We start from the raw sequence: 20,817 nt of genomic DNA, 5'->3' as shown, positions 1-20,817 counted from the left end.
GGACCAGGTGCCGATGGAAGACCTCGCCCGGCGGGCCGCCGCGGGGGACAGCGCGGCCCTGGACCGGCTGCTGCACCAGATCCGACCGGATGTGGTGCGCCGCTGCGGGCGCTTCCTGCCGTGCCGGGAGGACGCCGAGGAGGCCGCCCAGGACGTACTGCTCCAGGTGGCCCGGTACATCTCCGCCTTCGAGGGCCGCAGCCGGTTCGGTACCTGGCTGTACACGGTGGTCGCCAACTGCTGCCGGCAGAAGTACCGCGAGCTGAAACGGCGGGCCGCCGAGCAGCCGGCCGCCATCGAGCCCTCGCACGCCGTCGACCCGCGCACCACCAGCGTCATCGCCGGCTCCCGCGTGGACCTGCTGGAGGCGCTGGACCGGCTGGAGCGGACGCATCCGCACCTGGTCGCGCCGCTGGTCTACCGGGACATCTGCCAGCTGGACTACGCCGAGGTCGCCGAGCGCGTCGGCATCCCGCTCGGCACCCTCAAGTCCCGTCTGCACGAGGCCCGCAAACAGGTACGGCCCTGGCTGTCGGGCGGCTGACCTGCGCCCACCTCGCTAGCGGTCCTCCTCGTACAGCGGCAGTTCCGCCCAGATCGTCTTGCCCTCGGGGATGTGCCGGCTGCCCCAGCGCTGGGTGAGCTGGGCGACCAGCAGCAGGCCCCGGCCGCCCTCGTCGAAGGTCTTGGCGCGGCGCAGGTGCGGGGCGGTGTGACTGGCGTCGGACACCTCGCAGATCAGCGTGGTCGCGTCGTGGATCAGCCGCAGCCGGATGGGGTGCGAGCCGTACCGGATGGCGTTGGTGACCAGCTCGCTGACCACCAGCTCCGCCGTGAACGCCGCCTCGCTCAGCCCCCAGGTGTCCAGCTGTTCGACGACCTGCTTGCGGATCGGCGCGACCAGCGCGGGGTCGGCCGGGATGCCCCAGGTCGCCACCTGCGCGGCGGGCAGGCCCTGGGTGCGGGCCAGCAGCAGCGCCACGTCGTCGGCGGCGCCGCCCGGCGGCAGCAGGGTGTGCAGGACGCGGTCGCAGGTCTCGTCCAGGGAGCCCGCGTACGCCCGGAGCGCCTCGTGCAGCAGCTCCCGGCTCGTGTCCGGGTCCCGCTCCCGGGCCCACACCAGCCCGTCCGTGTACAGCGCGAGGACGGTGCCCTCGGGTAGGTCCACCTCGGTGGATTCGAACGGCAACCCGCCCAGGCCCAGCGGGGGACCGGCGGCCAGGTCCAGAGCGTGGGGCGCCTCGCCCGGCCGTAGTACGACGGGCGGCGGATGCCCGGCGCGGGCCAGGGTGCAGCGCCGGGACACCGGGTCGTAGACGGCGTACAGGCAGGTCGCGCCGACCTCGCCGGGGCTGCCGTCGACGCCCGACTCGTCCGACAGCCGGACCACCAGGTCGTTCAGGTGGGTGAGCAGTTCGTCCGGGGCGAGGTCGATGTCGGCGAGGGTGCGTACGGCCGTGCGCAGCCGGCCCATCGTGGCCGAGGCCTCGACGCCGTGCCCGACGACGTCACCGACGACCATCGCGACCCGCATCCCGGACAGCGGGATCACATCGAACCAGTCCCCGCCGACACCGGCCCGCGCGGCCGGCAGATAGCGGGAGGAGGCCTCCAGCGCGGCCGTGCGCGGCAGGGTGCGGGGCAGCAGGCTGCGCTGGAGCGCGAGCGCGGTCTCCCGCTCGCGGGAGTAGCGGCGGGCGTTGTCGATGCAGACCGCGGCGCGGGTGGTGATCTCCTCGGCGAGCAGCCGGTCGTCCGCGGCGAACGGGTCCGCACGCCGGTGGCGGGTGAAGACGGCGACGCCGAGGGTGAGCCCGCGGGCCTGGACGGGCACCGCCATCGAGGCGTGGATGCCGAATCGTCGCACGCACTCGCCCCGCACGGTGTGCCAGGTCAGCCACGACTCCGTCTCGTCGGCGGGGACCGAGGCGATGATCGTGTGGCGCGCGGTCAGCGAGTCCGCCTGGGGGGAACCGGCCGGGTACTCCTCGGTCTCCCCGGGCCTGAGCACCGCCTCCGGCACGTCGTCGAGGACCGACCGATGGGCGGCCCGGCGCAGGGTGACCGGCGCCGTGAGGCGGGCGGGGGGCTCACCGCCGTACTCCTGCGGGTCCAGCAGGTCGATGGTGACGAAGTCGGCGAGCGCGGGCACGCACACGTCCGCCAGCTCCTGGGCGGTACGGGTCACGTCCAGCGTGCTGCCGATGCGCACGCTCGCCTCGTTCACCAGCTGCAGCCGCTGCCGGGCCCGGTAGTTGTCGGTGATGTCGTGGGCGGCCAGGCACACCCCGCGCACCCGGCCCCTCTCGTCCCTGACCGGCGCCATCCGGGCGAGCCAGGCGCGGGCGACGTCCTCGCCGCCGGTGCGCACGGAGGTCTGCATGTCCAGTGGGCTGCCCGTGGCCAGGACCTGGAGCATGCCCTGTTCCAGTTCGTCGCTCTGCGGCCTGCCGCCGATCTCCGCGAGCCGCAGCCCTCGCAGGCGCTCCTCGGGCAGGCCGATGACGTCGGCCATCGCGTCGTTCATCCGGCGCAGCCGCAGCTCCGCGTCGTACACGGCGACCGCGCACGGCGACTGGGTCAGGTCCGCCGCGGCGAGCGGGTCGTCGCCGGCGGGCGGGTGCGCGCCGGTCAGCGGGGTGACCACCAGCCAGCTGCCGCCGTGTCCGTCGCGCGGCGGCCGGCGGTGGGCGAGCAGCCAGACCGGGACCGTACGGCCGTCACGGTGGCGCAATCCGACCGTTCCCTGCCAGCGGGGGCCGGTGGGCGGGGCCGGGCTGTCCTCCCCGGCCAGGAGCCGGGCGGCGGGACGGCCCAGGACGGTGTCCGCCGGGTGGCCGAGCAGGCGCCGGGCGCCCTCGTTCCACTCGACCAGCGTTCCCTCGTCGTCGATGACAGCCCGGGCCGTCGCCGCTTCGTCGAACGGATAGACCCGGCTCATCGTCGCCGCTCCCAAGCGCACACTCACAGTGAACAGGTGGCACCTCTCGTGTCCCAGCGTAGTGCTTCAGGGACTCCTGTGAACGGCAACCTCCGCCCACCTGGCCGGTCCGTCGAACACGGTCAAGGCCGCGATCCGGTCGATCTGCCGCCCGAGGCGGACGTGTGGTTCCGGACCCTTGACGACCCGGCGTGTCGAACCGTCAGAATCTGTTTGTTCACGATCAGTTGTGAGTACTTCTGGGCCCTGCTGAGGGAGAGCCGCCATGACGGTCACGCGCCGATCGGTTCTGGTCGCGGCCACCGCGACCTCCGCGGCCGGAGCACTGCCGCTCATCCCGGCGGCACCGGCCGCCGGTGCCGCCGAGACGCCGGCACAAGCCGGCGGACGCCACACCGTGCCCCTGCGCGACGGCTGGCGCTTCGCCCTGGCCGACCCGGGCGGCATCACCGACCCGACCGGCGCCTACGCGCGGGCCGCCGATCCCGGCTACGACGACTCGGCCTGGCGTGAGGTCGCCGTCCCGCACGACTGGAGCATCGAGCAGACCCCCACCACCGACCACGGCACCACCAGCGGCACCGGCTTCTTCCCCGGCGGCCTCGGCTGGTACCGGCTCGCCTTCACCCTGCCGCCCTCGTACGCCGGCCGGCGGGTCTCGGTCGAGTTCGACGGCGTCTACATGGACTCGTACGTCTACTGCAACGGCACCGAGGCCGGCCGCCACCCCTACGGCTACACCGGCTTCGCCCTCGACCTGACCGGCCTCGTGCACGCCGACGGCAGCACGCCGAACGTGCTCGCGGTCAAGGTGCAGAACCAGCTGCCGGGCAGCCGCTGGTACTCCGGCAGCGGCATCTACCGCGAGGCCCGGCTCGTGATCACCGAACCGGTGCACGTGGCCCGCTGGGGCACCTGCGTCACCACTGACGAGATCTCCGCGGACAGCGCCCTGGTCCGCGTGGCGACGACGGTCGTGAACGAGTCCGGCACCGGCACCGACGTACGGATCGAGTCCCGGATCACCGGCCCCGACGGCCGCACGGTCGCCCGTACGGCCACCACGGCCGCCGTCTCCGACCGGGCCACCGAAACCCACGAACTCACCGTCGGCAAACCGCTGTTGTGGGACTTCGCGACCCCGGAGCACCGCTACACCCTGCACACCGAACTGCGCGTCGCGGGCCGTACCACCGACACCACCCGCACGCCCTTCGGTATCCGCACCTACCGTTTCGACCCCGACGAGGGCTTCTCCCTCAACGGCACCCACACCAAGATCAAGGGCGTCGACCTGCACCACGACCAGGGCGCGCTCGGCGCCGCGATCAGCATCGACGCGGTGCGCAGACAGATGCGGATCATGAAGTCGATGGGGGTCAACGCCTTCCGCACCTCCCACAACCCGCCCGCGCCGCAGATGATCCAGGTCTGCGAGGAGCTGGGCATCGTGATGATGGTGGAGGCCTTCGACTGCTGGCGCACCGGCAAGACGAGGTACGACTACGGACGCTTCTTCGACGAGTGGTGCGAGAAGGACGCCACCGAGATGGTGCTGGCCGCCCGGAACTCACCGGCCGTCGTCCTGTGGTCCGTCGGCAACGAGATCCCCGACTCCACCTCCACGGCCGGGCTCGCGATGGCCGACCGGATCATCGGCGCGATCAAGGCCGCGGACGCCACCCGCCCGGTGGTCATCGGCTCGAACAAGTACCACGGCGTGCCCGCCACCGGCTCACCGGCCGACCTGATGCTGGCCAGACTCGACGGCCTGGGCCTGAACTACAACACGGCCAAGTCCGTCGACGCCCTGCACGCGCGCTACCCCCGCCTGTTCCTCTTCGAGTCCGAGTCCTCCTCGGAGACCTCGACCCGGGGCGCGTACCAGGAGCCGGAACACCTCAACACCGGCGAGAACCACACACCGGGCAAGCGCGAGACCTCCTCCTACGACAACAACCTCGCCTCCTGGACGATGAGCGGCGAGTACGGCCACAAGAAGGACCGGGACCGGAAGTGGTTCGCGGGACAGTTCCTGTGGTCCGGCATCGACTACATCGGCGAGCCGACCCCGTACGACGTCTTCCCGGTGAAGTCGTCCTTCTTCGGCGCGGTCGACACGGCCGGGTTCCCTAAGGACATGTACCACCTCTTCAGGAGCCAGTGGACGACCGAGCCGATGGTCCATCTGCTGCCCATGACCTGGAACCACCGGGAGGGCGACACGGTCGAGGTCTGGGCATACGCCAACGTGCCCTCCGTCGAGCTGTTCCTCAACGGAAAGTCCCTCGGCGTACGGCGGTTCGACGTCAAGCAGACCACCGACGGCCGCGGCTACCTGGAGACCACCGAGGCCACCGGCGACGACAAGACCTTCACCGACGGCCCTTACCCGGGCAGTTACACCAGCCCGAACGGCAGTGCGGGCAAGCTGCACCTGACCTGGGAAGTGCCGTTCCAGCCGGGGGAGTTGAAGGCGGTGGCCCGGCGGGACGGGAAGGTGGTCGCCACGGACGTGCTGCGCACGGCCGGCGCCGCGCACGCGGTACGCCTCACCGCCGACCGCGAGTCCCTTGCCGCCGACGGCCGTTCCCTGGTCTTCGTCACCGCCGAGATCGTCGACGCGCACGGCGTGGTGGTGCCCGACGCCGAGCACCTGATCACCTTCGATGTCCGCGGAGGTTCCCTGGCCGGGGTCGACAACGGCCGCGAGGAGAGCGCCGAGCGCTACCAGGCGAGCACCCGCACCGCGTTCCACGGCAAGGCCCTCGCCGTCGTCCGGTCAGGTACGCGGCCGGGTGCGCTGACGGTCACCGCGCGGGCGGACGGACTGCGCACGGGCACGGTGGGCGTGCGCGCCACCCCGGCGCCCGAGACGGCCCGCACCCCGGCGGCCGGCTTCCGGCCCGACCACCCGGCGCCCGTGAACTACCCGTATGCGGACGCCGGTTACTCCGGGCGCCCGGACAGCCTGCCCGCCGCGATGCTCGACGGCGACCCGGCCACCGGCTGGTCCAACGCCTTCGCCAAGTCGGCCACGGCACTGCTGCCCGCGTTCAGCGGGGCTCGCGCAAAGGACTGGGTGTCGGTCGACTTCGGGCGCGGCCGGACCTTCGACCGGGTCGAGGCGTCCTTCACGGTGGACGCCACCCACGCGCTGCCCGCGCAGGCCGAGGTGGCGGTCTGGGACGGGCACGCGTATGTCCCGGTGACCGGCGCGCAGGTGGACTGGGCCACGGCCTCGGACAGCCCGACCGTGATCACCTTCGACGCGGTACGAGGCTCCCGGCTGCGCCTGACCCTGACGAGCGCACATCCAGGTGAGGCCAGGGGTGCGGTGCGCATCAGCAGGCTGGACGTGTGAGACCCATGAGCGGCTCCGTGCCACGGGCGCCCGGACCGGTCCCGGCCGCCCGCGACGACACCCCGTCCCCCTTCGCGCCGTACGAGCCCGCCCCGAGCAGCCGGCCCGGGGCCGACCCCCGCCGCCCTGCTGCCGGCGTGCTTCAGGACGCCCCCGCCCTGGCCGTGCGCCAGGCCGAGGCGCGCGGCGCAACGGTGGCACAGGGGGCGGACCGCATCGCCCGCGCCGTCACCGCCGAGCGCGGCGCGGCCGTCCTCGCGCGGGTGGGCGAGGAGACCGCCGGACACGGGAGCGTCGCCTTCCTCCCGGAGCACCCGCGGGACGGCGCGCCCGAAGGGTGTTACCTCAGCGGAGTGACCGTGGCCCGGCACCGGCGCCGCCCGGAATCGGCCGGGCCCTGACCGGGTGGCGCATGGCCTGGGTCTGGCGGCGCGGCGGGGAGGTGTGGTGCTGCGCCTCCGCACGCACCCCCGTCTCGCTCGGCCTGCACCACGCCCTCGGCTTCCGCGAGGGGCGCCGCGCCGCGTCCTTCCGGGGCGTGACCTTCGGCTGCGGCGAGGGCGTCCTGCCGTCGGCCCGGCGTGCCCAGGGCAAGCGAGATCGTCACGGACGGTCCGGGGGGCGGGCGGTGTTCCCGGGGTGTTGTCACGACGCGTCGTGGAAGACCAGCCCCAGGGTCCGCCGGCGGCCCGAGCGTACGGTGCTCACCCCGTGCCGCATCGCACCCGCCGACCAGCCGCGGCGGGTGCGTACGGGGCGGTCGCGGGTGGTGAACACCAGGCCGTGGCCCTGGCGGAGGATGCTCGCCGTGCCCCGGGACTGGGCGCGTGGGCGCTGCTCGACCATGAGGAACTCGCCGCCGGTGTAGTCCGTGGCGTAGGCGTCCAGGGCGATCACCACCTGCAACGGGAAGACCAGTGCGCCGAACACGTCCCGGTGCAGGGCGTTCCAGTCGCCCGGTCCGTAGCTGAGCAGGATCTGTGCCGAGCGGTCCTGGCCGGCCGCGTGACAGCGCTCCAGCCACTCCTCGAGCGAGTCGGGCCAGGGTGCCGGGCGGTCCAGGCGGGCCGCCCAGTCCCGGGCGACCGGCAGCAGCCGGGGGTAGAGCGCGGCGCGCAGCGCGGCCACCGGGGCGGGCAGGTCATGGGTGAAATAGCGGTACTCGCCGGAGCCGAACCGATGCCGGGCCAGATCGACCGTCGTCCGGAACAGCTCCGGCTTGTCGTACAGCGCGGCCAGGTCGGCGCACTCGGCCGGGGAGAGCAGCGGGCCCGTGGGTGCGCTGCCGTGCTCGTCCAGCTCGGCCGCGAGCGCGGTCCAGTCCGTGCGGGCCGCGCGGCGACGGGCCTCGGCCGGGGTGAACGTCATGACGGTCTCCTTCACACCAGGGCCGGCTGCAGCGCGCCTTCGTGCGTGAGCAGCCACAGCTTGCGCTCGACGCCGCCCGCGTACCCGCGCATCGAGCCGTCCGCGCCGATCACCCGGTGGCACGGGCGGACCAGGAGCAGGGGGTTGGCGCCGAGGGCCCGGCCCACCGCGCGGAGGTCGGCACGCGGTACGCCCAGCCGGGCGGCCAGCCCGCCGTACGTGAGCGTCGTGCCGTGGGGGATGTCGTCGAGGGCCTGCCACACCGCCTGCTGGAACGCGGTGCCGGTGGCGGCGAGCGGCAGGTCGAAGCGGGTCCGGTGGCCCGCGAAGTAGGCGTCCAGCTGTCGGTGCACCTCGGCGAACGGCCGGTCGTCGCGGTCCTTGGCGCGGACGCCGGACGCACCGCGCTGCCCGGGCATGCCGAGCGAGGTGAGCGTGAGGCCGCCCGGCGTGAGCGAGCCGGTCAGCGGCAGCTCGCCCAGCGGGCTGGGATGGACGGTGTGGACGATGCGCGTGCTCATGGGGATGCTCCTTCTGTTCCGCTGCAGGGTTCCTCGTCGCTTTCTTCCGTGCTGCCGAGTCTGCTGCGCCGCGTGTCGGGTGACCGGCGGGAATCGGACATGGCCCTCGACCGTCGTAGGTACCGTGCGAGAGGGCGTCTGACCTGGACGTATTTACGGGTAAGTACCCGCGCGGTACGGTGAGGGGTATGCCAGCTCTCAATGTGGAGTTCAGCGAGCGGGAACTTGAGGACCTGCGGCAGATCGCCAAGGAACGCGGTACGTCGATGAAAGCCCTCGTACGCGAGGCCGCCGCCGCCGACATAGCCAGGCACCGCGCCCTGCAGGAGGGCGCCGAGGCCTTCCGGCAGTTCTTCGCCGCGCACGCCGACGAGTTCGCGGCGGCCTTCCCCGACGACGAGCCCCCCGCGAAGGACGAGGCCGCCTGACGCATGCCCTCCGTCATCCACATCGACGTCCCCTGGCTGCTCCAGCGCCACGAGGAAGTCCTGCCCGACCAGCCCTCGGTCGACGACTTCTCCGCGCTGGTCGCCGCCGTCGCCCGGCACCGCGTGGACCCGCCCCGGCTCGGCGTCGACTCCGACCCCGCCTGGCGGGCCGCCGCCCTGCTGCACACCCTCGCCGTGCTCAAGCCCCTGCCCGCCGCCAACGCCCGCTTCGCCTGCGCGACCGCCGTGGCCTACATGTTCGTCAGCGGCGTCGGCATCGACCCGCCCTACGGCGCCCTCGTCGACCTCGCCCGCGACCTGATCTCCGGCAAGGCCGACGTGTACGGCGCGGCCGACCGCCTGCGCTCCTGGCAGATCTGAGCGGGCCCGAACCCGCCCCGGACGGCGGGGGGAAGCCGCCGGGGCCGCCGGCCGGGGCAGGGTGGGCGAGGCCGCCGGCCGAGGGCGGGAGGAGCGGGACCGGCGGCCGGTTTCGCGCGGGCCTTTCCGAGGAGGCCGGCCCCAGTCCACTACCGGGCCGCACGCCCCGGAAGCGTGCGCGCGCCCGCTAGTGTGTGCGCACGCTTCACACGGGGCGCATGGAATTAGGAAAGCCCCTGCAGGGGAACAGACGGACGACGACTTTCTGACTTTCTTTCAACATGCTCGATGTTGTGCGGGTGCCTTGTTGCTCGTGTGGAAGTTGTGCAAGGGTTGAAACGCCCGTGCGGGGGGTAAAGTCCGGGGTTCTCCAGGCAGTTGCGGAACCGTCATCGGCCGGGGCGCCAACGAATTTTCCTCCCGTGCGCCGCAGAGGTACGCACCAAAGCAGCACGCACGTCACGCACAAAGGAATCCGCTCCGTGCCCACCCCCCACCCACCTCGTCCTCCCTTTCCGCCGCCCGGCGGCGACCCCGGGGAGTCCGACGAGTCGCTCGCCGGTCCGCTGCGGGCCGGCTCCGACGCGGAGGCCTCCCGGTCCGCCGCCCTGCTGATGGCCCGGCACTGGCCGCCCGCCCAGGACTACGCCGTGGTCTGCCTGGCCCTTTCCGGACCGCTCGCCCACATGGTGACCGCCACGGCCTTCCATCAGGTCCTCGGCCGCCTCGCGCTCGGCGAACCCGCCGAGGCGCTGCGTCCCCGGCTGCTCGTGGCAGTCCGGGACACGGTCGTCAACTGGTCCGGCACCGACCGGATCACCGCCGTACTGCCCGGACTCGGCAAACCCGCCGGTGGCCGTGGTATGCGCGCCGCGAAGACCCTGATACCGGAAAACCGCGCCCTCTCCGACCGCTCATTTCACGCCCTTCCCCGACTGGAGCAGGCACTGCTCTGGCACATCGAGGTGGAGGCGGAACCGATAACCGTTCCGGCCGGACTGCTCGGTGTGGACGTCGACAGCGCGACGCTCGCGCTGGGACAGGCGCGCGAGAAATTCCGGGAAGGCCTGGTACGCGCCCACCGGGAACTCGCGCCCGGCAAGGAATGCCGCTACTACAACCGTCTGCTCGACGTTCCGATCCGCCGTGGCGGCGCCCTGCTGCCCGACGTCCAGGAACACCTGTCCGCCTGCCCCTTCTGCCGGCACGCGGCCGAGCAACTGGGCCACGCCGACGCCGCCTTGGGGGTGCTGCTCGCCGAGGCCGTGCTCGGCTGGGGCGCCCGCCGCTACCTCGAATCACGCCCCGGCCGCCGCTCCGGACCCGCCCGCACCCGTGGTGGCTCCCGCCGCTCCGGCGGACGCCGGCGCGGCGGCGACACGCCCGGACTGCTCGCCCGCGCGGCCCTGTCCGGCACCCGGCGGCGCGGCGACGGCGAACCCGGGCCCCGGATCCCGGTGTCCCGCGGCCGGCGGCGCGCCGACGAGCCCGGACCGCTCGCCCGGATCCCCGGCATCGCCTGGTCCTCCCGGACGCTGCTCACCGGCGTCGGTGTGGCCTCGGCCGGGCTGCTGGCGACCGTCCTCGCGGTCAGCGTCTGGCCGGACGGCGGTGACGGGACCGACCCGGTCGCCTCCACCAGCGCCGTCCCCGGCACCGCCGCCGGCCAGTCCCCGCCGTCCTCGGCCACCGGCCCCGGCGCCGCGGCACTGCCCGCCGTCGGCCGTCCCAGCCGGCTGCGCAACGCCGCCGCCGGCCTGTGCCTGGACATCAAGGGCACACCGAAGGCCGGGGCGGGTGCGGTCCTCGCCGTGTGCTCCGTGGCACTCACCCAGCAGTGGACGTACGAGGCCGACGGGCGCTTGCGCAGCGCGGCCGACTCGGGGCTGTGCCTGGACTCGCACGCCGACGCCGGTGTGGTGATCCTCGGCACCTGCGCCGACGCTCGCTCCCGGCGGGGCGACGACGTGCGCTACGACGTCACGGTGCAGGGCGAGTTGCTGCCACGCTGGGACCGGACCCTCGCCCTCGCACCCAGCGACGCGACCCCGGGCGCCGACCTCGTCGTCAAGGTCCGCGACCGCTCGGCCGGCCAGCGCTGGGCGACCGACGCGTCCACGGCGAGCCCCGGCTCCCTCTCGATCGCCGGCACGGGCGGTCCTCCGGCGCGGCCGACGGCACCGCCGCAGCGGCGCGCCTAGGCCCTTGGTGATCACTTCATGAACACAAGGAGTCATGAAGGGGCTCGGAGGGGTCAGAGTCGGAATGTTTCAGGCCGATTAACGAAGCGCTGATTTTCGGCCATCCGGCAGGCTCCGGAGGGCGGAATCCGCGTAGTTGCGGGGTCACGGTGTGTGGATTCCGTGACATCACGCCACTGCTTCAACACGAAAGGTTACCGAAACCCATGGGTTCGATGTGAGTTTCGACGGCGGACTCGGCAGAGTGGCGCTCGCCGCCCCGGTGCCCGACCGGGTCCGGGCCGGCACCTCGTCTGTTTCGAGCGGAAGGATGCACATAATGCGGAACACCGCGCGCTGGGCAGCGGCCATCGGCCTGACGGCCGCCGCCGTTTGCGGACCCCTGACCGGGGCCGCCGTCGCTGCGCCGGGCGCCGCCCCGTCGTCGCTGTACGCCCCCTCGGTGCTGGTCATGACCACCGGCCACGGCAACGACGCCGCCACGGCCACTCCGGAGCGCGCCGTCACCCTGACCTGCGCGCCCACGGCCTCCGGCACCCATCCGGCCGCCGTCCAGGCCTGCGCCGAGCTGCGCGGCACCGGCGGCGACTTCGAGGCCCTGAAGCCGAGCCCCGGCGTGTGGTGCACCAAGCTGTACGACCCGGTCGTCGTCACCGTCCAGGGTGTCTGGCAGGGCAAGCGCGTCGACTACGAGCGCTCCTTCGGCAACGCCTGCATGCGCGATGCGACGGGTGGCGGAGTCTTCGCCTTCTAGAGCCGGGATCGCACGGCCCCCGCATACGCCGGATCAGGTCCGCAACTGGGGAGTGCGGCCCCTGGAGCGGGGTACCTGCGATCTCGCACCGGAGCCGTTGGGCGGAGTGGGGCCGCCCGCCGGCTTCCGGGGCACACAGCCGCTCCCCGGGCAGGTCCGTGGGGGACCTTCCCGGGGGGCGGCGAAAAACAACCGGTTTCAACCGGTGTCCTTGGCCTTGTGCCGGTGACTCGTGTCGCACCAGGGGTAGCGGCGACTGCGCCGGCAGGTACACAGAGCGACGCGGAAGCGGTCCGAGCAGACCGTGGTGCCGTCCTCCAATTCGACCTCCACCGGCCCCTCCACCAGCAGTGGCCCCTGCCGCTGGACGGTGATCCGGCGGGCCCGGTCAGTGCGTTCGTTCGGCACGGACGACCACCAACTCCTCTTGCGTGGCGGCCGGTGCCAGCAGACCGCTCCGGCGCAGCCAGTCCTGTCGTGAGCGCAGCACCGGACCGAAGGGGATCCAGCGCCGCCGGACCACCGCGGCCTTCAGGCGTGCGTCGCGCAGCAGTCGCACGGTGTGCTCGGGATCGTTGAGGGCGGAGTGCACGATCAGCAGCACACCACCGGGGCGCAGCAGTACGGGTGCATCCCGGCAGATCCGGTCCAGCAGCAGCCGCCCGTCCTCGCCCGCGTCCCAGGCCCGATGCCGGCCGCGCGGCCCGCGCCCGGCATCGGGTGCCGGAACATAGGGCGGGTTGGCCAGGATGAGGTCGTACGTGCGGTCCCGGACCGGTCCGAAGAGGTTGCCGCGCCGGATCCGCACCGGCAGCCGGTTCAGCCAGGCGTTCACCCGTGCCGTCCACACCGCCGGACGGGACACGTCCACCGCGGTCACCACGGCGCCGCGCCGGGCCGCCTCCAGGGCCAGCGCACCGCTGCCGGTGCCGACGTCCAGCACGTGGGCACCGGGAGCCGGCGCCTCCTCGCGGAGGGACTCGGCCAGCAACTCCGTGTCCTCCTGCGGGGTGTACACACCTGGGAGCACCACAGCGATCACATCGCGCGAGTACCCCGGCATTCAGGATGTATGAGGCAATTCCGACGTAAGGGGTGCGTGCAGGGACGAGCGCCCGGCGCGCCAATCGGTGAGCAGCCGCCCGGCCAGACGATCCTCCAGGTACTCGGTCGCGTCGATCCCGAAGGTCACGTCGCCCGCGAGTTCCGGCTCCTCGGCGAGCAGCCCGCCGATCACGTCATGGCGTACGACCTGTTCATGGACCGCGTCCGCCTCGACGTGCTCGTCGTAGAAGAACTCCGCGGCGGGCCCGGCGCCGGTGCGGCGCATGGCCTCGGCGAGCCGCCGGGAACCCGGCGAGGAGGTGATCTCCACCTCGGCGAAGTGGCCCACCAGCGCGCCGCGCAGCTCCCGGTGCAGGCCGCACAGGGACATCAGGTTGACGACGGCCAGCATCTCCGCGCGGGCCGCGTCCAGATAGCGGCCGTAGGCGGTCTCCAGGCCCAGGTCCGCCATGAGCGCGGCGTACAGGTGCGCGTGGACCCGGTCGGCCCGGCCGCCGCCGAACTCGTCGAACTCCACCGCCGCCATGGCCGCCTTCGCCCGGCCCCACAGCCGCGGCAGCACCCAGGCGTGCGGATCGGCCTCCTTCAGGTGGTACAGGGAGCGCTGGGCGGCGTACTCGCGCAGCTGCCACAACTCGCCCTCGGCGCACAGGAAGTGGGTGACCCCGGTGCCCTCGGCCGGTTCGACCAGCAGCGCGGCGAGCGCCTCGCCGAGACTTTCGTGGCGCGGTGCGTCGGCGCGCAGCGCGGACAGGAAGCGGTGCTCCAGCGTGGCACGGACCCGCAGCAGCCCCGGGTCCCACTCGAACTCCGGGCCCACTCCGGCGAAGCCCCGGTAGTGCAGCTCGTAGCAGAGATACAGGGCGAGTTGCGCGTCGTCGCCGTAGGGATCCGCATCCCCGGCCGCGGCGAGAGGGGGGAGGGGACCCCTGCCCCGCAGGTACGTGGCGACCGTCGCGGAGAGGGGGCCGCGCGGCGGGGGCAACCAGGGCCCGCACTCGTGGCTGTTCATGGGACTCACGTACTCGGGAAGGGCCGGCGGTCCCGCCTCAGTCCCCTCCCGCCTGCTCCTGCGCCGCGGTGTTCGGGGTGATGGCATCTCCGGCCCGGCCGCCGATGGCCCGTTCCTCGTCGCGCTTCTCGGCCTCCTCGACCTCCCGGAGCACCTCCTCCAGGGCCGACTCGGTCCGGTCCTCCCGGTCGTTCCCATCCGGCATGGCCTCTCGCCTCCCGTTTCGTCGCCGTCGTCCTGATCCACGGGTTACCCGCCCGCGCCGTCTCAAGCGTCCCGCCAGGGGTGCGCCGCGGCCACCAGGCCGGCACCGCCCGCCGGTAGCGCTCGTACTCGGCACCGAACCGGCGCACCAGCCCCGGCTCCTCGTACCAGCGGACGAACGTCCAGGTCAGTACCCAGACGCAGGCGGCGTACCCGAAGAGCACCGGCCGGGCGAGCAGCAGGCCCTGCCCGGTGAGTACGCCGACGACGGCGGTGCCGGCCGCGAGAGGGAGCAGTCCGAGCAGCCGCAGGGGCGGCCACCAGTGACCCGCCCGCCGGCCGCCGGTCAGCCACCACGGCACCGGCACGGCTGCGCCGCCCGAGACGAAGACGAGGAACAGGGCGCTGCCGAGCGCCGCCGACGCCTTGCGCATGACCCCCACCATGGCAGGGAGAGGGGCCGCCGTCTCCCTGCTGACGGCGGCCCCTCGGGCTCGGTGGTGCGTGACGGTCACATGTGGACGACCGGTGCGGCCCCGGCGTCCTGCTGCGGCACTCCGCGCCGGTAGAGCAGGAAGGCGATCACCGTGCCGGTGGCGAAGAAGCCCGCGGACCACCAGAAGGCGGTGGTGTAGCTCTCGATCGTCGCCTGCGCCTGGACCGGCTTGCTGGTGGCGTCCCGGCCGGACAGATAGTTCGTGGCGGCGGTCGAGGCGAGGGTGTTCAGCAGCGCCGTGCCGATCGAACCGCCCACCTGCTGCATGGCGTTGACGGCAGCGGAGGCCACGCCCGCGTCCTGCGCCGCGACCCCGCCGGTGGCCAGCTGCATGGCCGGCGGCATGACCAGGCCGAGGCCCACACCGATCACGATCAGCTGGGGCAGCACCGCGTCGGCGTAGTGCGAGCCGAGGCCGATGCCGGTCAGCCAGGCCATGCCGGCCGTGGCGATGGCGAAGCCCAGCGGGATGACCGCCTTCGGGCCGAGACGGGGCACCAGGAGCGTGGTGCCCAGCTGCGCGGTCACCATCAGCGCGCCGACCATCGGCAGGAACGCCACACCGGTCCTGGTGGGGCTGAAGTCGAGGTTGAGCTGGAGGTAGTAGGTCAGGAAGAGGAACACACCGAACATGCCCGCGCCGGTGATCAGCACCGCGAGATAGGAGGCCGCGCGGTTGCGGTCGAGGAGGATGCGCAGCGGCAGCAGCGGGTGCGCGGCCCGGGTCTGCCACCAGGCGAAGGCCGCCAGCAGCACCCCGCCCGCGATCAGGAAGCCCCAGGTCGGCGGCGAACCCCAGGCGTGTGTCTCGGCGTTGGAGAAGCCGTAGACCAGGGAGAACAGACCGGCGGCCACGAGGACCGTGCCGGGCACGTCCAGCTTGGCGTTCGCCGCGTCGCGATGGTTGTCCAGCAGGATCCAGCCGCCCGCGAAGGCGACGACCGCGATGGCCACGTTCACGTACAACGTCCAGCGCCAGTCGAGGGCGTCGGTCAGCACACCGCCGAGGAGCAGGCCCACCGCGCCGCCGGCGCCGGCGATGGCGCCGTACACGCTGAAGGCACGCGCCCGTTCCCGGGCGTTGGTGAAGGTGGTGTTGAGCAGCGACAGCGCGGCGGGTGCGAGGAGCGCGCCGAAGGCACCCTGCAGGGCGCGCGCGATGACCAGCATGGTGAAGCCGTTCGCGGCACCGCCGAGCGCGGAGGCTCCGGCGAAGCCGACGACGCCGACGAGGAAGGCGGGCTTGCGGCCGAACAGGTCGGCGATCCGGCCGCCGAGCAGGAGCAGGGAGGCGAAGGCGAGGGCGTACGCCGTGACGATCCACTGCCGGTTGCCGTCGGAGAAGCCGAGGTCGGTCTGGGCGGAGGGCAGGGCGATGTTCACGATCGTGGCGTCGAGCACGACCATCAGCTGGGCGATGGCGACGACCGTGAGGATCCACCACCGCTTCGGCGAGGCCGCGCCGCCGTGTTCGATCGCCGCGGCTCCCGTTCGGGAGCCCTCGGCCAGGGTCTTCTGGGACATGGTGAACCACTCCGGGGAAGTCGTTCGGGTGCAGGGAGGCAGACAGCTCGTAAACGAAACTGTTTCGTACGCATCGAGCGTAGAGCACATTAAACGAAACGGCAACGTTTCGCTTGTTTGCGTGGAGGTCCGGCATGCATTCCTTGACGGGCATATAACGGGCGCGGCATATTCACTGCATGTCCGAAGCCGCGCTCTGGTCCGCCCTCGCCGACCCGCACCGGCGGGTCATCGTCGCGCTCCTGCTGCGGGGCCCCCGGCCCGTCGGGGAGATCGTCGAGGCCTGCGGACTGAGCCAGCCCAGCACCTCCAAGCATCTGAAGGTGCTCCGCGAGGCCGGTCTGGTCCGGGTCAGGCAGGACGCGCAGCGCCGCGTCTACGCCCTGGACCCGGCCCCGATCGCCGCCCTCGACGCCTGGCTGGAGCCCTACCGCAGGCTGTGGAACAGCAGCCTGGACGCCCTGGGCCGACGCCTCGACGAGGCGCCGGACGACACCTGACACCCCACCACCGAAGGACTGAAGCACCATGTCCGTCGACCTCACCGGCACTTGTCTGACCCTGGACGACGGCCGCTGCGCCGTCCGGTTCAGCCGCACCTACGACCACCCCGTGGACCGCGTCTGGCGCTTCGTCACCGACCCCGACGAGCTGCAGCAGTGGTTCCCCTCCCGCGCCGAGATGGAGCTGCGCCCCGGCGGCACCATCCGCTTCAGCGGCGACCCGAACATGCCCGAGTCCACCGGCCGGGTGCTCGCCGTCGATCCGCCCCGGCACCTGTCCTTCGAGTGGGGCGGCGACGAACTCCACTTCGACCTGGAAGCCGTCGGCGAACACCGCACCCGGTTCACGCTCACCAACGTCCTCGTAGAGGCGAACACCGCCGCCCGCAACGGCGCCGGCTGGGAGGTGTGCCTCGCCGCCCTCGACGCCAAGGCGCGCGACGAGCGCTTCGAGGGCCCGCACTCGGAGCCGGGCACGGCCTGGAAGGAGTTCTACGACGGTTACGTCACCGCCGGTGTGCCCTCCGGCGCGCCCGTGCCGGGCATGGACTGACCGGGCGTGCCGGCTCGCGCACGCCCTGGGTGTCCCCGGCCGGGCCGGCGCGCGGTCGCGTACTCCGTTCGGGGTGTCCGCCGCGGGGAGCCTCGGCTCGATCCGCGCCGGTTCCATGCCCTTCGCGTGGCTCGGCCGGCCGAACACGGGCCGTGCGTCGTGCGTTTTCTCCCGCCCCGTGTCCCGGCATACGGTCGTAACGTCGGCTCTGCGCCCCGGGCCGTCCCTCCTTCCTCCGCCCTTCCTCGACACCCATGTTCGTCCGGGGCGCACCACCCGGCGACCCGGACTCATCCGTCCCCCCGCGGCGGCGTTCGGCGGGCTCCGCCGTGCGCGGTGTTTCAGTGTGTGGCGCCCTGGATACACCGCGAAGGTTCGGCCCCGGAATTCGCGAGCCCGTGCACACGTCGCAGTGAGGTCGTCACCATGTCCCACGCCCCGCCCCCCGCAGGACCGTCGAACCGCACCGGGCCGGTCACGACGTCCGTCCCGCAGCCGGGCTCCGGCCCGCGCCCCGACGGGAACCGGGCCGGTCGGGGCGGCACCGCCCTGGTGACGGGCGCCTCCTCGGGCATCGGCGCCGTCGTGGCCCGCCGGCTGGCCGCCGAGGGAGGCTGGCGGCTCGTGCTGAACGGGCGGGACGCCACCCGCCTGGAGCAGGTGGCCGCCCAGGTCGACGCGCTGGCCGTACCGGCGGACCTCACCCGGCCGGGTGCCGACCGTCTGCTCACCGAGCTCGTGCTGGACCACGGGGGCCGCCTCGACCTGCTGGTGGCGAGCGCCGGGGTGGGGTGGGCCGGTGACTTCGCCACCATGCCGCAGGCGCGCATCGACGAGATCGTCGGCGTCGACCTGCTGGCCACCCTGCACCTGGTGCGCGCCCTGCTGCCCCACATGGTCGCCGCCGGCTCGGGACGCATCGTGCTCATCGGATCCGTCGCGGGCAGCGTCGGCGTGCGCGGCGAGGCCGTGTACTCCGCCGCCAAGGCGGCGCTGGCCGCCTTCGCCGACGCCCTGCGCTACGAACTGCGCCACACCGGGGTGGGCGTCAGCCATGTGATCCCCGGCGCCGTCGACACGCCGTTCTTCGAGCGGCGGGGCGCCCCCTACAGCCGGGCATGGCCGCGTCCGGTGCCCCCCGAGCGGGTCGCGGACGCCGTCTGGACCGCCGTCCGGGACGGCAAGGACGAGGTGTACGTGCCCGGCTGGCTGCGCTGTCCCGCTCTGGTGCGCGGCGCCGCGCCCGGGCTCTACCGGCGGCTCGCCGCCCGCTTCGGGTGAGCGGTGATGATCGCCGTCACGGTGCTGCTCGCCCTGCTCGCGGCCCTGACCAACGCGTCCGCGTCCGTGCTGCAGCGCCGGGCCGCCGTGCAGGAGCCGTACCCGGACGGCGGCTCCGCCGTGCGCCGGCTCGCCCGGCTGCTGCGGCGCCCGTACTGGCTGGCGGGCGCCGCGCTGCTGGCCGTCGCCGGGCTGCTCCAGGCCGGTGCGCTGGCCGTGGGCAGCCTCGCCCTGGTCCAGCCGCTGCTCGCCACCGAGCTGCTGTTCACCCTGGTCGTCGGCGGTGTCGTCTTCCGGCGCCGGCCAGCCCTCGGGACCTGGCTGGCCTTCGTCGCCCTCGCCGCCGGGCTGGCCCTCTTCCTCCTCGCGGCCGCCCCGGGCGCGGGCCGGCCGACCGCACCGCCCCGTGCCTGGCTCCTGGGCGGCGGCGGGGCGCTCGGCCTGGTCGTGCTCCTCATGGCCGTGGCCCGCCCGACGAAGGGCGCGCCGCGCGCCGCGCTGATCGGCCTCGCCTCCGCCGTCTGCTTCGGCACCACCGCCGCGCTGCTCAAGGAGGCCGTGGGCCTGCTCCAACACGGGCCCGCGGCGATGTTCGCGCACTGGTCGCCGTACGCCACGGCCGGCGCCGGACTCGTCGCCTTCCTGCTGCTGCAGAGCGCGCTGGGCGCCGGGTCGCTCACGGCCTCCCAGCCCGCGCTCACCCTCGGCGACGCGCTCACCAGCGTCGTCCTCGGCTGGGTCCTGTTCGCCGAGGCGATCCATCTCGGGCTGCGGATGCTGCCGGAGGCGATCGGAGTGGTGCTCATCGGGGCGGGCAGCGTCGGACTGGCCCGGGCGCCGGCCGTCGGACGGGAGTGGGACGCCTCCGCGCGGGGCGGCAACGCCACGGGGAAACATGTGCGTGGAGCACATCGGTAAGGGCGCGTACACGTGCGGGAAGGCAGGTCAGCGATGCCCCTCGGATCCGGCCGCCCATGGCGGACGGCGGCCGTCCTGCTGCCGGCCGCCGTCGCCGCCGCGCACATCGGGCCGGCGGCCACCTGGCTCCCCGGCGTACGGCTGCTGCTGTTCCCACGGCTGTCCGGCACCGGCCGCAACCGGCACGTCGCGCTGACCTTCGACGACGGTCCGGACCCGGAGTCCACGCCACGCTTCCTCGACGCGCTCGACGAACTCGGGGTGCGGGCGACCTTCTTCGTGCTCGGCGAGAACGTGGTGCGCCATCCCGCGCTGGTCCGGGAGACCGCCCGGCGGGGCCACGAACTCGCGGTGCACGGCTGGACCCACGACCGTCCCTGGCTCCCCGCCCCCGCCCGGGACGCCGAGCAGGTAGCGCGCACCGTACGCGCGGTGCACGACATCTCCGGCCACCGGCCGCAGTGGTACCGGCCGCCCTACGGCATCCTCACCTCCGGGCGCTGGCTGGCCGCGCGGCGCGCCGGGCTGCGGCCGGTGCTGTGGTCGGCGTGGGGCAGGGACTGGACGGCCGACGCCACCCCGGCATCCGTGCGGGCCCGGGTCACGGCGGACCTGCGCGGCGGCGGCACCGTCCTGCTGCACGACTCCGACGGGCAGGCGGCCTCCGGCTGCTGGCACTCGGCCCTCGGCGCACTCCCCGGCCTGGTCCGGGACTGCCACGAGTCCGGCCTCTCCATCGGCCCCTTGCGCGACCACACCCCGACGGGCTCCCCGCGCACGACCGTCCGCCACGCCGCCCAGCCACAGGGGGAGTAGCCGTCCGACGCGCCGGGCTGCGCGCGGTTGAGCGGAAGCTGTGCGTCGACCCGCCAGCCCGCTGTGTACGGGGCGAGCAACTGCCCGACGCGCCCGGGCTGCGCGCGGCTGGGGGGAAGCTGTGCGCTGGCTCGCCACGCCGGTAGCACCGGGTGAGCAGCCGTCCGGCGCGCTGGGCCGGGCACGGCTGAACACAAGCTGCCTGACGGCCGCCACGCCGTTGAGCCACAGGGGTGAGCAGCCGTCGGGCACGCTGGGCTGCGCGCTGCTGGGTGGGGGCTGTGTGTCGGTCCGCGACGCCGGTGAGCACCGGGGGAGCGGCTGCCCGGCACGCTGGGCTGCGCGTGGTTGGGCGGAAGCTGTGTGCCGCCCCGCGAGGCCGGTGAGCACGGGGGCAGCCGCCTGGCGCCGGGCCGGGCACGGCTGAGCACAAGCTGGCTGACGGCCGCCACGCCGTTGAGCCACAGGGCGAGCCGCCGTCCCCTGG

20 protein-coding genes are annotated in these 20,817 nt (G+C 73.6%); 12 read left to right on the top strand and 8 right to left on the bottom strand.

Annotated elements, in window-relative coordinates:
- Positions 1 to 13 precede the first annotated feature (13 nt).
- A complete protein-coding gene (locus BFF78_RS03875) occupies positions 14 to 544 on the top strand; it encodes an RNA polymerase sigma factor (RefSeq protein ID WP_193433634.1) in 531 nt (176 codons plus the stop codon).
- 15 nt (positions 545 to 559) lie between these two features.
- On the opposite strand, the gene BFF78_RS03870 is transcribed toward BFF78_RS03875, so the two are convergent.
- Positions 560 to 2,941 carry a SpoIIE family protein phosphatase gene (locus BFF78_RS03870; protein ID WP_069776959.1) on the bottom strand — a complete coding sequence of 794 codons (2,382 nt, stop codon included), beginning with the start codon at positions 2,939 to 2,941 and terminating at the stop codon, positions 560 to 562.
- 265 nt (positions 2,942 to 3,206) lie between these two features.
- On the opposite strand from BFF78_RS03870, the gene BFF78_RS03865 reads away from it, so the two are divergent.
- Together BFF78_RS03865 and BFF78_RS03860 are read left to right on the top strand one after the other, a co-directional pair.
- Entirely contained in the window at positions 3,207 to 6,305 is a 3,099-nt protein-coding gene (locus BFF78_RS03865) for a glycoside hydrolase family 2 TIM barrel-domain containing protein (protein WP_069776958.1), read from the top strand.
- Positions 6,302 to 6,706: a hypothetical protein gene (locus BFF78_RS03860; RefSeq protein WP_159032934.1), complete on the top strand. Its 405-nt coding sequence runs from the start codon at positions 6,302 to 6,304 to the stop codon at positions 6,704 to 6,706. Before BFF78_RS03865 ends, BFF78_RS03860 begins: the two co-directional genes overlap by 4 nt.
- A 244-nt stretch (positions 6,707 to 6,950) precedes the next feature.
- On the opposite strand, the gene BFF78_RS03855 is transcribed toward BFF78_RS03860, so the two are convergent.
- Together BFF78_RS03855 and BFF78_RS03850 are read right to left on the bottom strand one after the other, a co-directional pair.
- The gene (locus BFF78_RS03855; protein ID WP_069783364.1) at positions 6,951 to 7,673 is read right to left on the bottom strand and encodes a 2OG-Fe(II) oxygenase; all 723 of its coding nucleotides are present in this window, start codon (positions 7,671 to 7,673) and stop codon (positions 6,951 to 6,953) included.
- An 11-nt stretch (positions 7,674 to 7,684) separates the two neighbouring features.
- On the bottom strand, positions 7,685 to 8,194 hold the full coding sequence (locus tag BFF78_RS03850) for a methylated-DNA--[protein]-cysteine S-methyltransferase (RefSeq protein WP_069776956.1): 510 nt from the start codon (positions 8,192 to 8,194) through the stop codon (positions 7,685 to 7,687).
- Positions 8,195 to 8,382: 188 nt separating this feature from the next.
- On the opposite strand from BFF78_RS03850, the gene BFF78_RS03845 reads away from it, so the two are divergent.
- From BFF78_RS03845 to BFF78_RS03830, 4 genes are all read left to right on the top strand, one after another.
- Positions 8,383 to 8,622: a hypothetical protein gene (locus BFF78_RS03845; RefSeq protein ID WP_069776955.1), complete on the top strand. Its 240-nt coding sequence runs from the start codon at positions 8,383 to 8,385 to the stop codon at positions 8,620 to 8,622.
- A 3-nt stretch (positions 8,623 to 8,625) separates the two neighbouring features.
- Positions 8,626 to 9,003: a toxin Doc gene (locus tag BFF78_RS03840; protein ID WP_067044164.1), complete on the top strand. Its 378-nt coding sequence runs from the start codon at positions 8,626 to 8,628 to the stop codon at positions 9,001 to 9,003.
- Positions 9,004 to 9,485: 482 nt separating this feature from the next.
- The gene (locus BFF78_RS03835; RefSeq protein WP_069776954.1) at positions 9,486 to 11,204 is read left to right on the top strand and encodes an RICIN domain-containing protein; all 1,719 of its coding nucleotides are present in this window, start codon (positions 9,486 to 9,488) and stop codon (positions 11,202 to 11,204) included.
- 319 nt (positions 11,205 to 11,523) lie between these two features.
- Positions 11,524 to 11,958 carry a subtilase-type protease inhibitor gene (locus BFF78_RS03830; protein WP_069776953.1) on the top strand — a complete coding sequence of 145 codons (435 nt, stop codon included), beginning with the start codon at positions 11,524 to 11,526 and terminating at the stop codon, positions 11,956 to 11,958.
- A gap of 198 nt (positions 11,959 to 12,156) precedes the next feature.
- Here the strand turns inward: BFF78_RS03830 and BFF78_RS03825 are convergent, their stop codons facing one another.
- The 5 genes from BFF78_RS03825 to BFF78_RS03810 all read right to left on the bottom strand — a co-directional run bounded on the left by BFF78_RS03825 (position 12,157) and on the right by BFF78_RS03810 (position 16,259).
- Positions 12,157 to 12,366: a CDGSH iron-sulfur domain-containing protein gene (locus tag BFF78_RS03825; protein WP_069776952.1), complete on the bottom strand. Its 210-nt coding sequence runs from the start codon at positions 12,364 to 12,366 to the stop codon at positions 12,157 to 12,159.
- Positions 12,347 to 13,021 (bottom strand): HemK2/MTQ2 family protein methyltransferase, encoded by a 675-nt coding sequence (locus BFF78_RS03820; protein ID WP_069776951.1) that lies wholly within the window; start codon positions 13,019 to 13,021, stop codon positions 12,347 to 12,349. The genes BFF78_RS03825 and BFF78_RS03820 overlap by 20 nt, the downstream gene beginning before the upstream one ends.
- Entirely contained in the window at positions 13,022 to 14,035 is a 1,014-nt protein-coding gene (locus BFF78_RS03815; protein WP_069776950.1) for an iron-containing redox enzyme family protein, read from the bottom strand.
- Between the two features lie 37 nt (positions 14,036 to 14,072).
- Positions 14,073 to 14,240 carry a hypothetical protein gene (locus BFF78_RS46720; protein ID WP_165289353.1) on the bottom strand — a complete coding sequence of 56 codons (168 nt, stop codon included), beginning with the start codon at positions 14,238 to 14,240 and terminating at the stop codon, positions 14,073 to 14,075.
- 510 nt (positions 14,241 to 14,750) lie between these two features.
- Positions 14,751 to 16,259: an MFS transporter gene (locus BFF78_RS03810; protein ID WP_069776949.1), complete on the bottom strand. Its 1,509-nt coding sequence runs from the start codon at positions 16,257 to 16,259 to the stop codon at positions 14,751 to 14,753.
- A gap of 179 nt (positions 16,260 to 16,438) precedes the next feature.
- On the opposite strand from BFF78_RS03810, the gene BFF78_RS03805 reads away from it, so the two are divergent.
- The 5 genes from BFF78_RS03805 to BFF78_RS03785 all read left to right on the top strand — a co-directional run bounded on the left by BFF78_RS03805 (position 16,439) and on the right by BFF78_RS03785 (position 20,330).
- Entirely contained in the window at positions 16,439 to 16,759 is a 321-nt protein-coding gene (locus BFF78_RS03805; RefSeq protein ID WP_069776948.1) for an ArsR/SmtB family transcription factor, read from the top strand.
- A 28-nt stretch (positions 16,760 to 16,787) separates the two neighbouring features.
- A complete protein-coding gene (locus BFF78_RS03800; protein ID WP_069776947.1) occupies positions 16,788 to 17,315 on the top strand; it encodes an SRPBCC family protein in 528 nt (175 codons plus the stop codon).
- Between the two features lie 426 nt (positions 17,316 to 17,741).
- Positions 17,742 to 18,596 (top strand): SDR family NAD(P)-dependent oxidoreductase, encoded by an 855-nt coding sequence (locus BFF78_RS03795; RefSeq protein WP_069776946.1) that lies wholly within the window; start codon positions 17,742 to 17,744, stop codon positions 18,594 to 18,596.
- A 6-nt stretch (positions 18,597 to 18,602) separates the two neighbouring features.
- Entirely contained in the window at positions 18,603 to 19,514 is a 912-nt protein-coding gene (locus tag BFF78_RS03790; RefSeq protein WP_069776945.1) for a DMT family transporter, read from the top strand.
- 33 nt (positions 19,515 to 19,547) lie between these two features.
- Complete coding sequence (locus BFF78_RS03785) at positions 19,548 to 20,330, top strand: polysaccharide deacetylase family protein (RefSeq protein ID WP_069776944.1); 783 nt, start codon at positions 19,548 to 19,550, stop codon at positions 20,328 to 20,330.
- Positions 20,331 to 20,817 lie beyond the last annotated feature (487 nt).

Source organism: Streptomyces fodineus (assembly GCF_001735805.1).
GTDB lineage: Bacteria > Actinomycetota > Actinomycetes > Streptomycetales > Streptomycetaceae > Streptomyces > Streptomyces fodineus.
The sequence above is the reverse complement of the archived record's forward strand: the minus strand, read 5'-3'. Positions and strand labels throughout refer to the sequence as shown.

Coding starts and splice junctions, on each gene's coding strand:
- BFF78_RS03790 (WP_069776945.1), top strand. CDS start 18,603: ATGATCGCCGTCACGGTGCTGCTCGCCCTGCTCGCGGCCCTGACCAAC.
- BFF78_RS03820 (WP_069776951.1), bottom strand. CDS start 13,021: ATGCCGGGGTACTCGCGCGATGTGATCGCTGTGGTGCTCCCAGGTGTG.
- BFF78_RS03845 (WP_069776955.1), top strand. CDS start 8,383: ATGCCAGCTCTCAATGTGGAGTTCAGCGAGCGGGAACTTGAGGACCTG.
- BFF78_RS03875 (WP_193433634.1), top strand. CDS start 14: ATGGAAGACCTCGCCCGGCGGGCCGCCGCGGGGGACAGCGCGGCCCTG.
- BFF78_RS03865 (WP_069776958.1), top strand. CDS start 3,207: ATGACGGTCACGCGCCGATCGGTTCTGGTCGCGGCCACCGCGACCTCC.
- BFF78_RS03785 (WP_069776944.1), top strand. CDS start 19,548: ATGCCCCTCGGATCCGGCCGCCCATGGCGGACGGCGGCCGTCCTGCTG.
- BFF78_RS03800 (WP_069776947.1), top strand. CDS start 16,788: ATGTCCGTCGACCTCACCGGCACTTGTCTGACCCTGGACGACGGCCGC.
- BFF78_RS03795 (WP_069776946.1), top strand. CDS start 17,742: ATGTCCCACGCCCCGCCCCCCGCAGGACCGTCGAACCGCACCGGGCCG.
- BFF78_RS46720 (WP_165289353.1), bottom strand. CDS start 14,240: ATGCCGGATGGGAACGACCGGGAGGACCGGACCGAGTCGGCCCTGGAG.
- BFF78_RS03810 (WP_069776949.1), bottom strand. CDS start 16,259: ATGTCCCAGAAGACCCTGGCCGAGGGCTCCCGAACGGGAGCCGCGGCG.
- BFF78_RS03830 (WP_069776953.1), top strand. CDS start 11,524: ATGCGGAACACCGCGCGCTGGGCAGCGGCCATCGGCCTGACGGCCGCC.
- BFF78_RS03840 (WP_067044164.1), top strand. CDS start 8,626: ATGCCCTCCGTCATCCACATCGACGTCCCCTGGCTGCTCCAGCGCCAC.
- BFF78_RS03850 (WP_069776956.1), bottom strand. CDS start 8,194: ATGAGCACGCGCATCGTCCACACCGTCCATCCCAGCCCGCTGGGCGAG.
- BFF78_RS03855 (WP_069783364.1), bottom strand. CDS start 7,673: ATGACGTTCACCCCGGCCGAGGCCCGTCGCCGCGCGGCCCGCACGGAC.
- BFF78_RS03805 (WP_069776948.1), top strand. CDS start 16,439: ATGTCCGAAGCCGCGCTCTGGTCCGCCCTCGCCGACCCGCACCGGCGG.
- BFF78_RS03815 (WP_069776950.1), bottom strand. CDS start 14,035: ATGAACAGCCACGAGTGCGGGCCCTGGTTGCCCCCGCCGCGCGGCCCC.
- BFF78_RS03870 (WP_069776959.1), bottom strand. CDS start 2,941: ATGAGCCGGGTCTATCCGTTCGACGAAGCGGCGACGGCCCGGGCTGTC.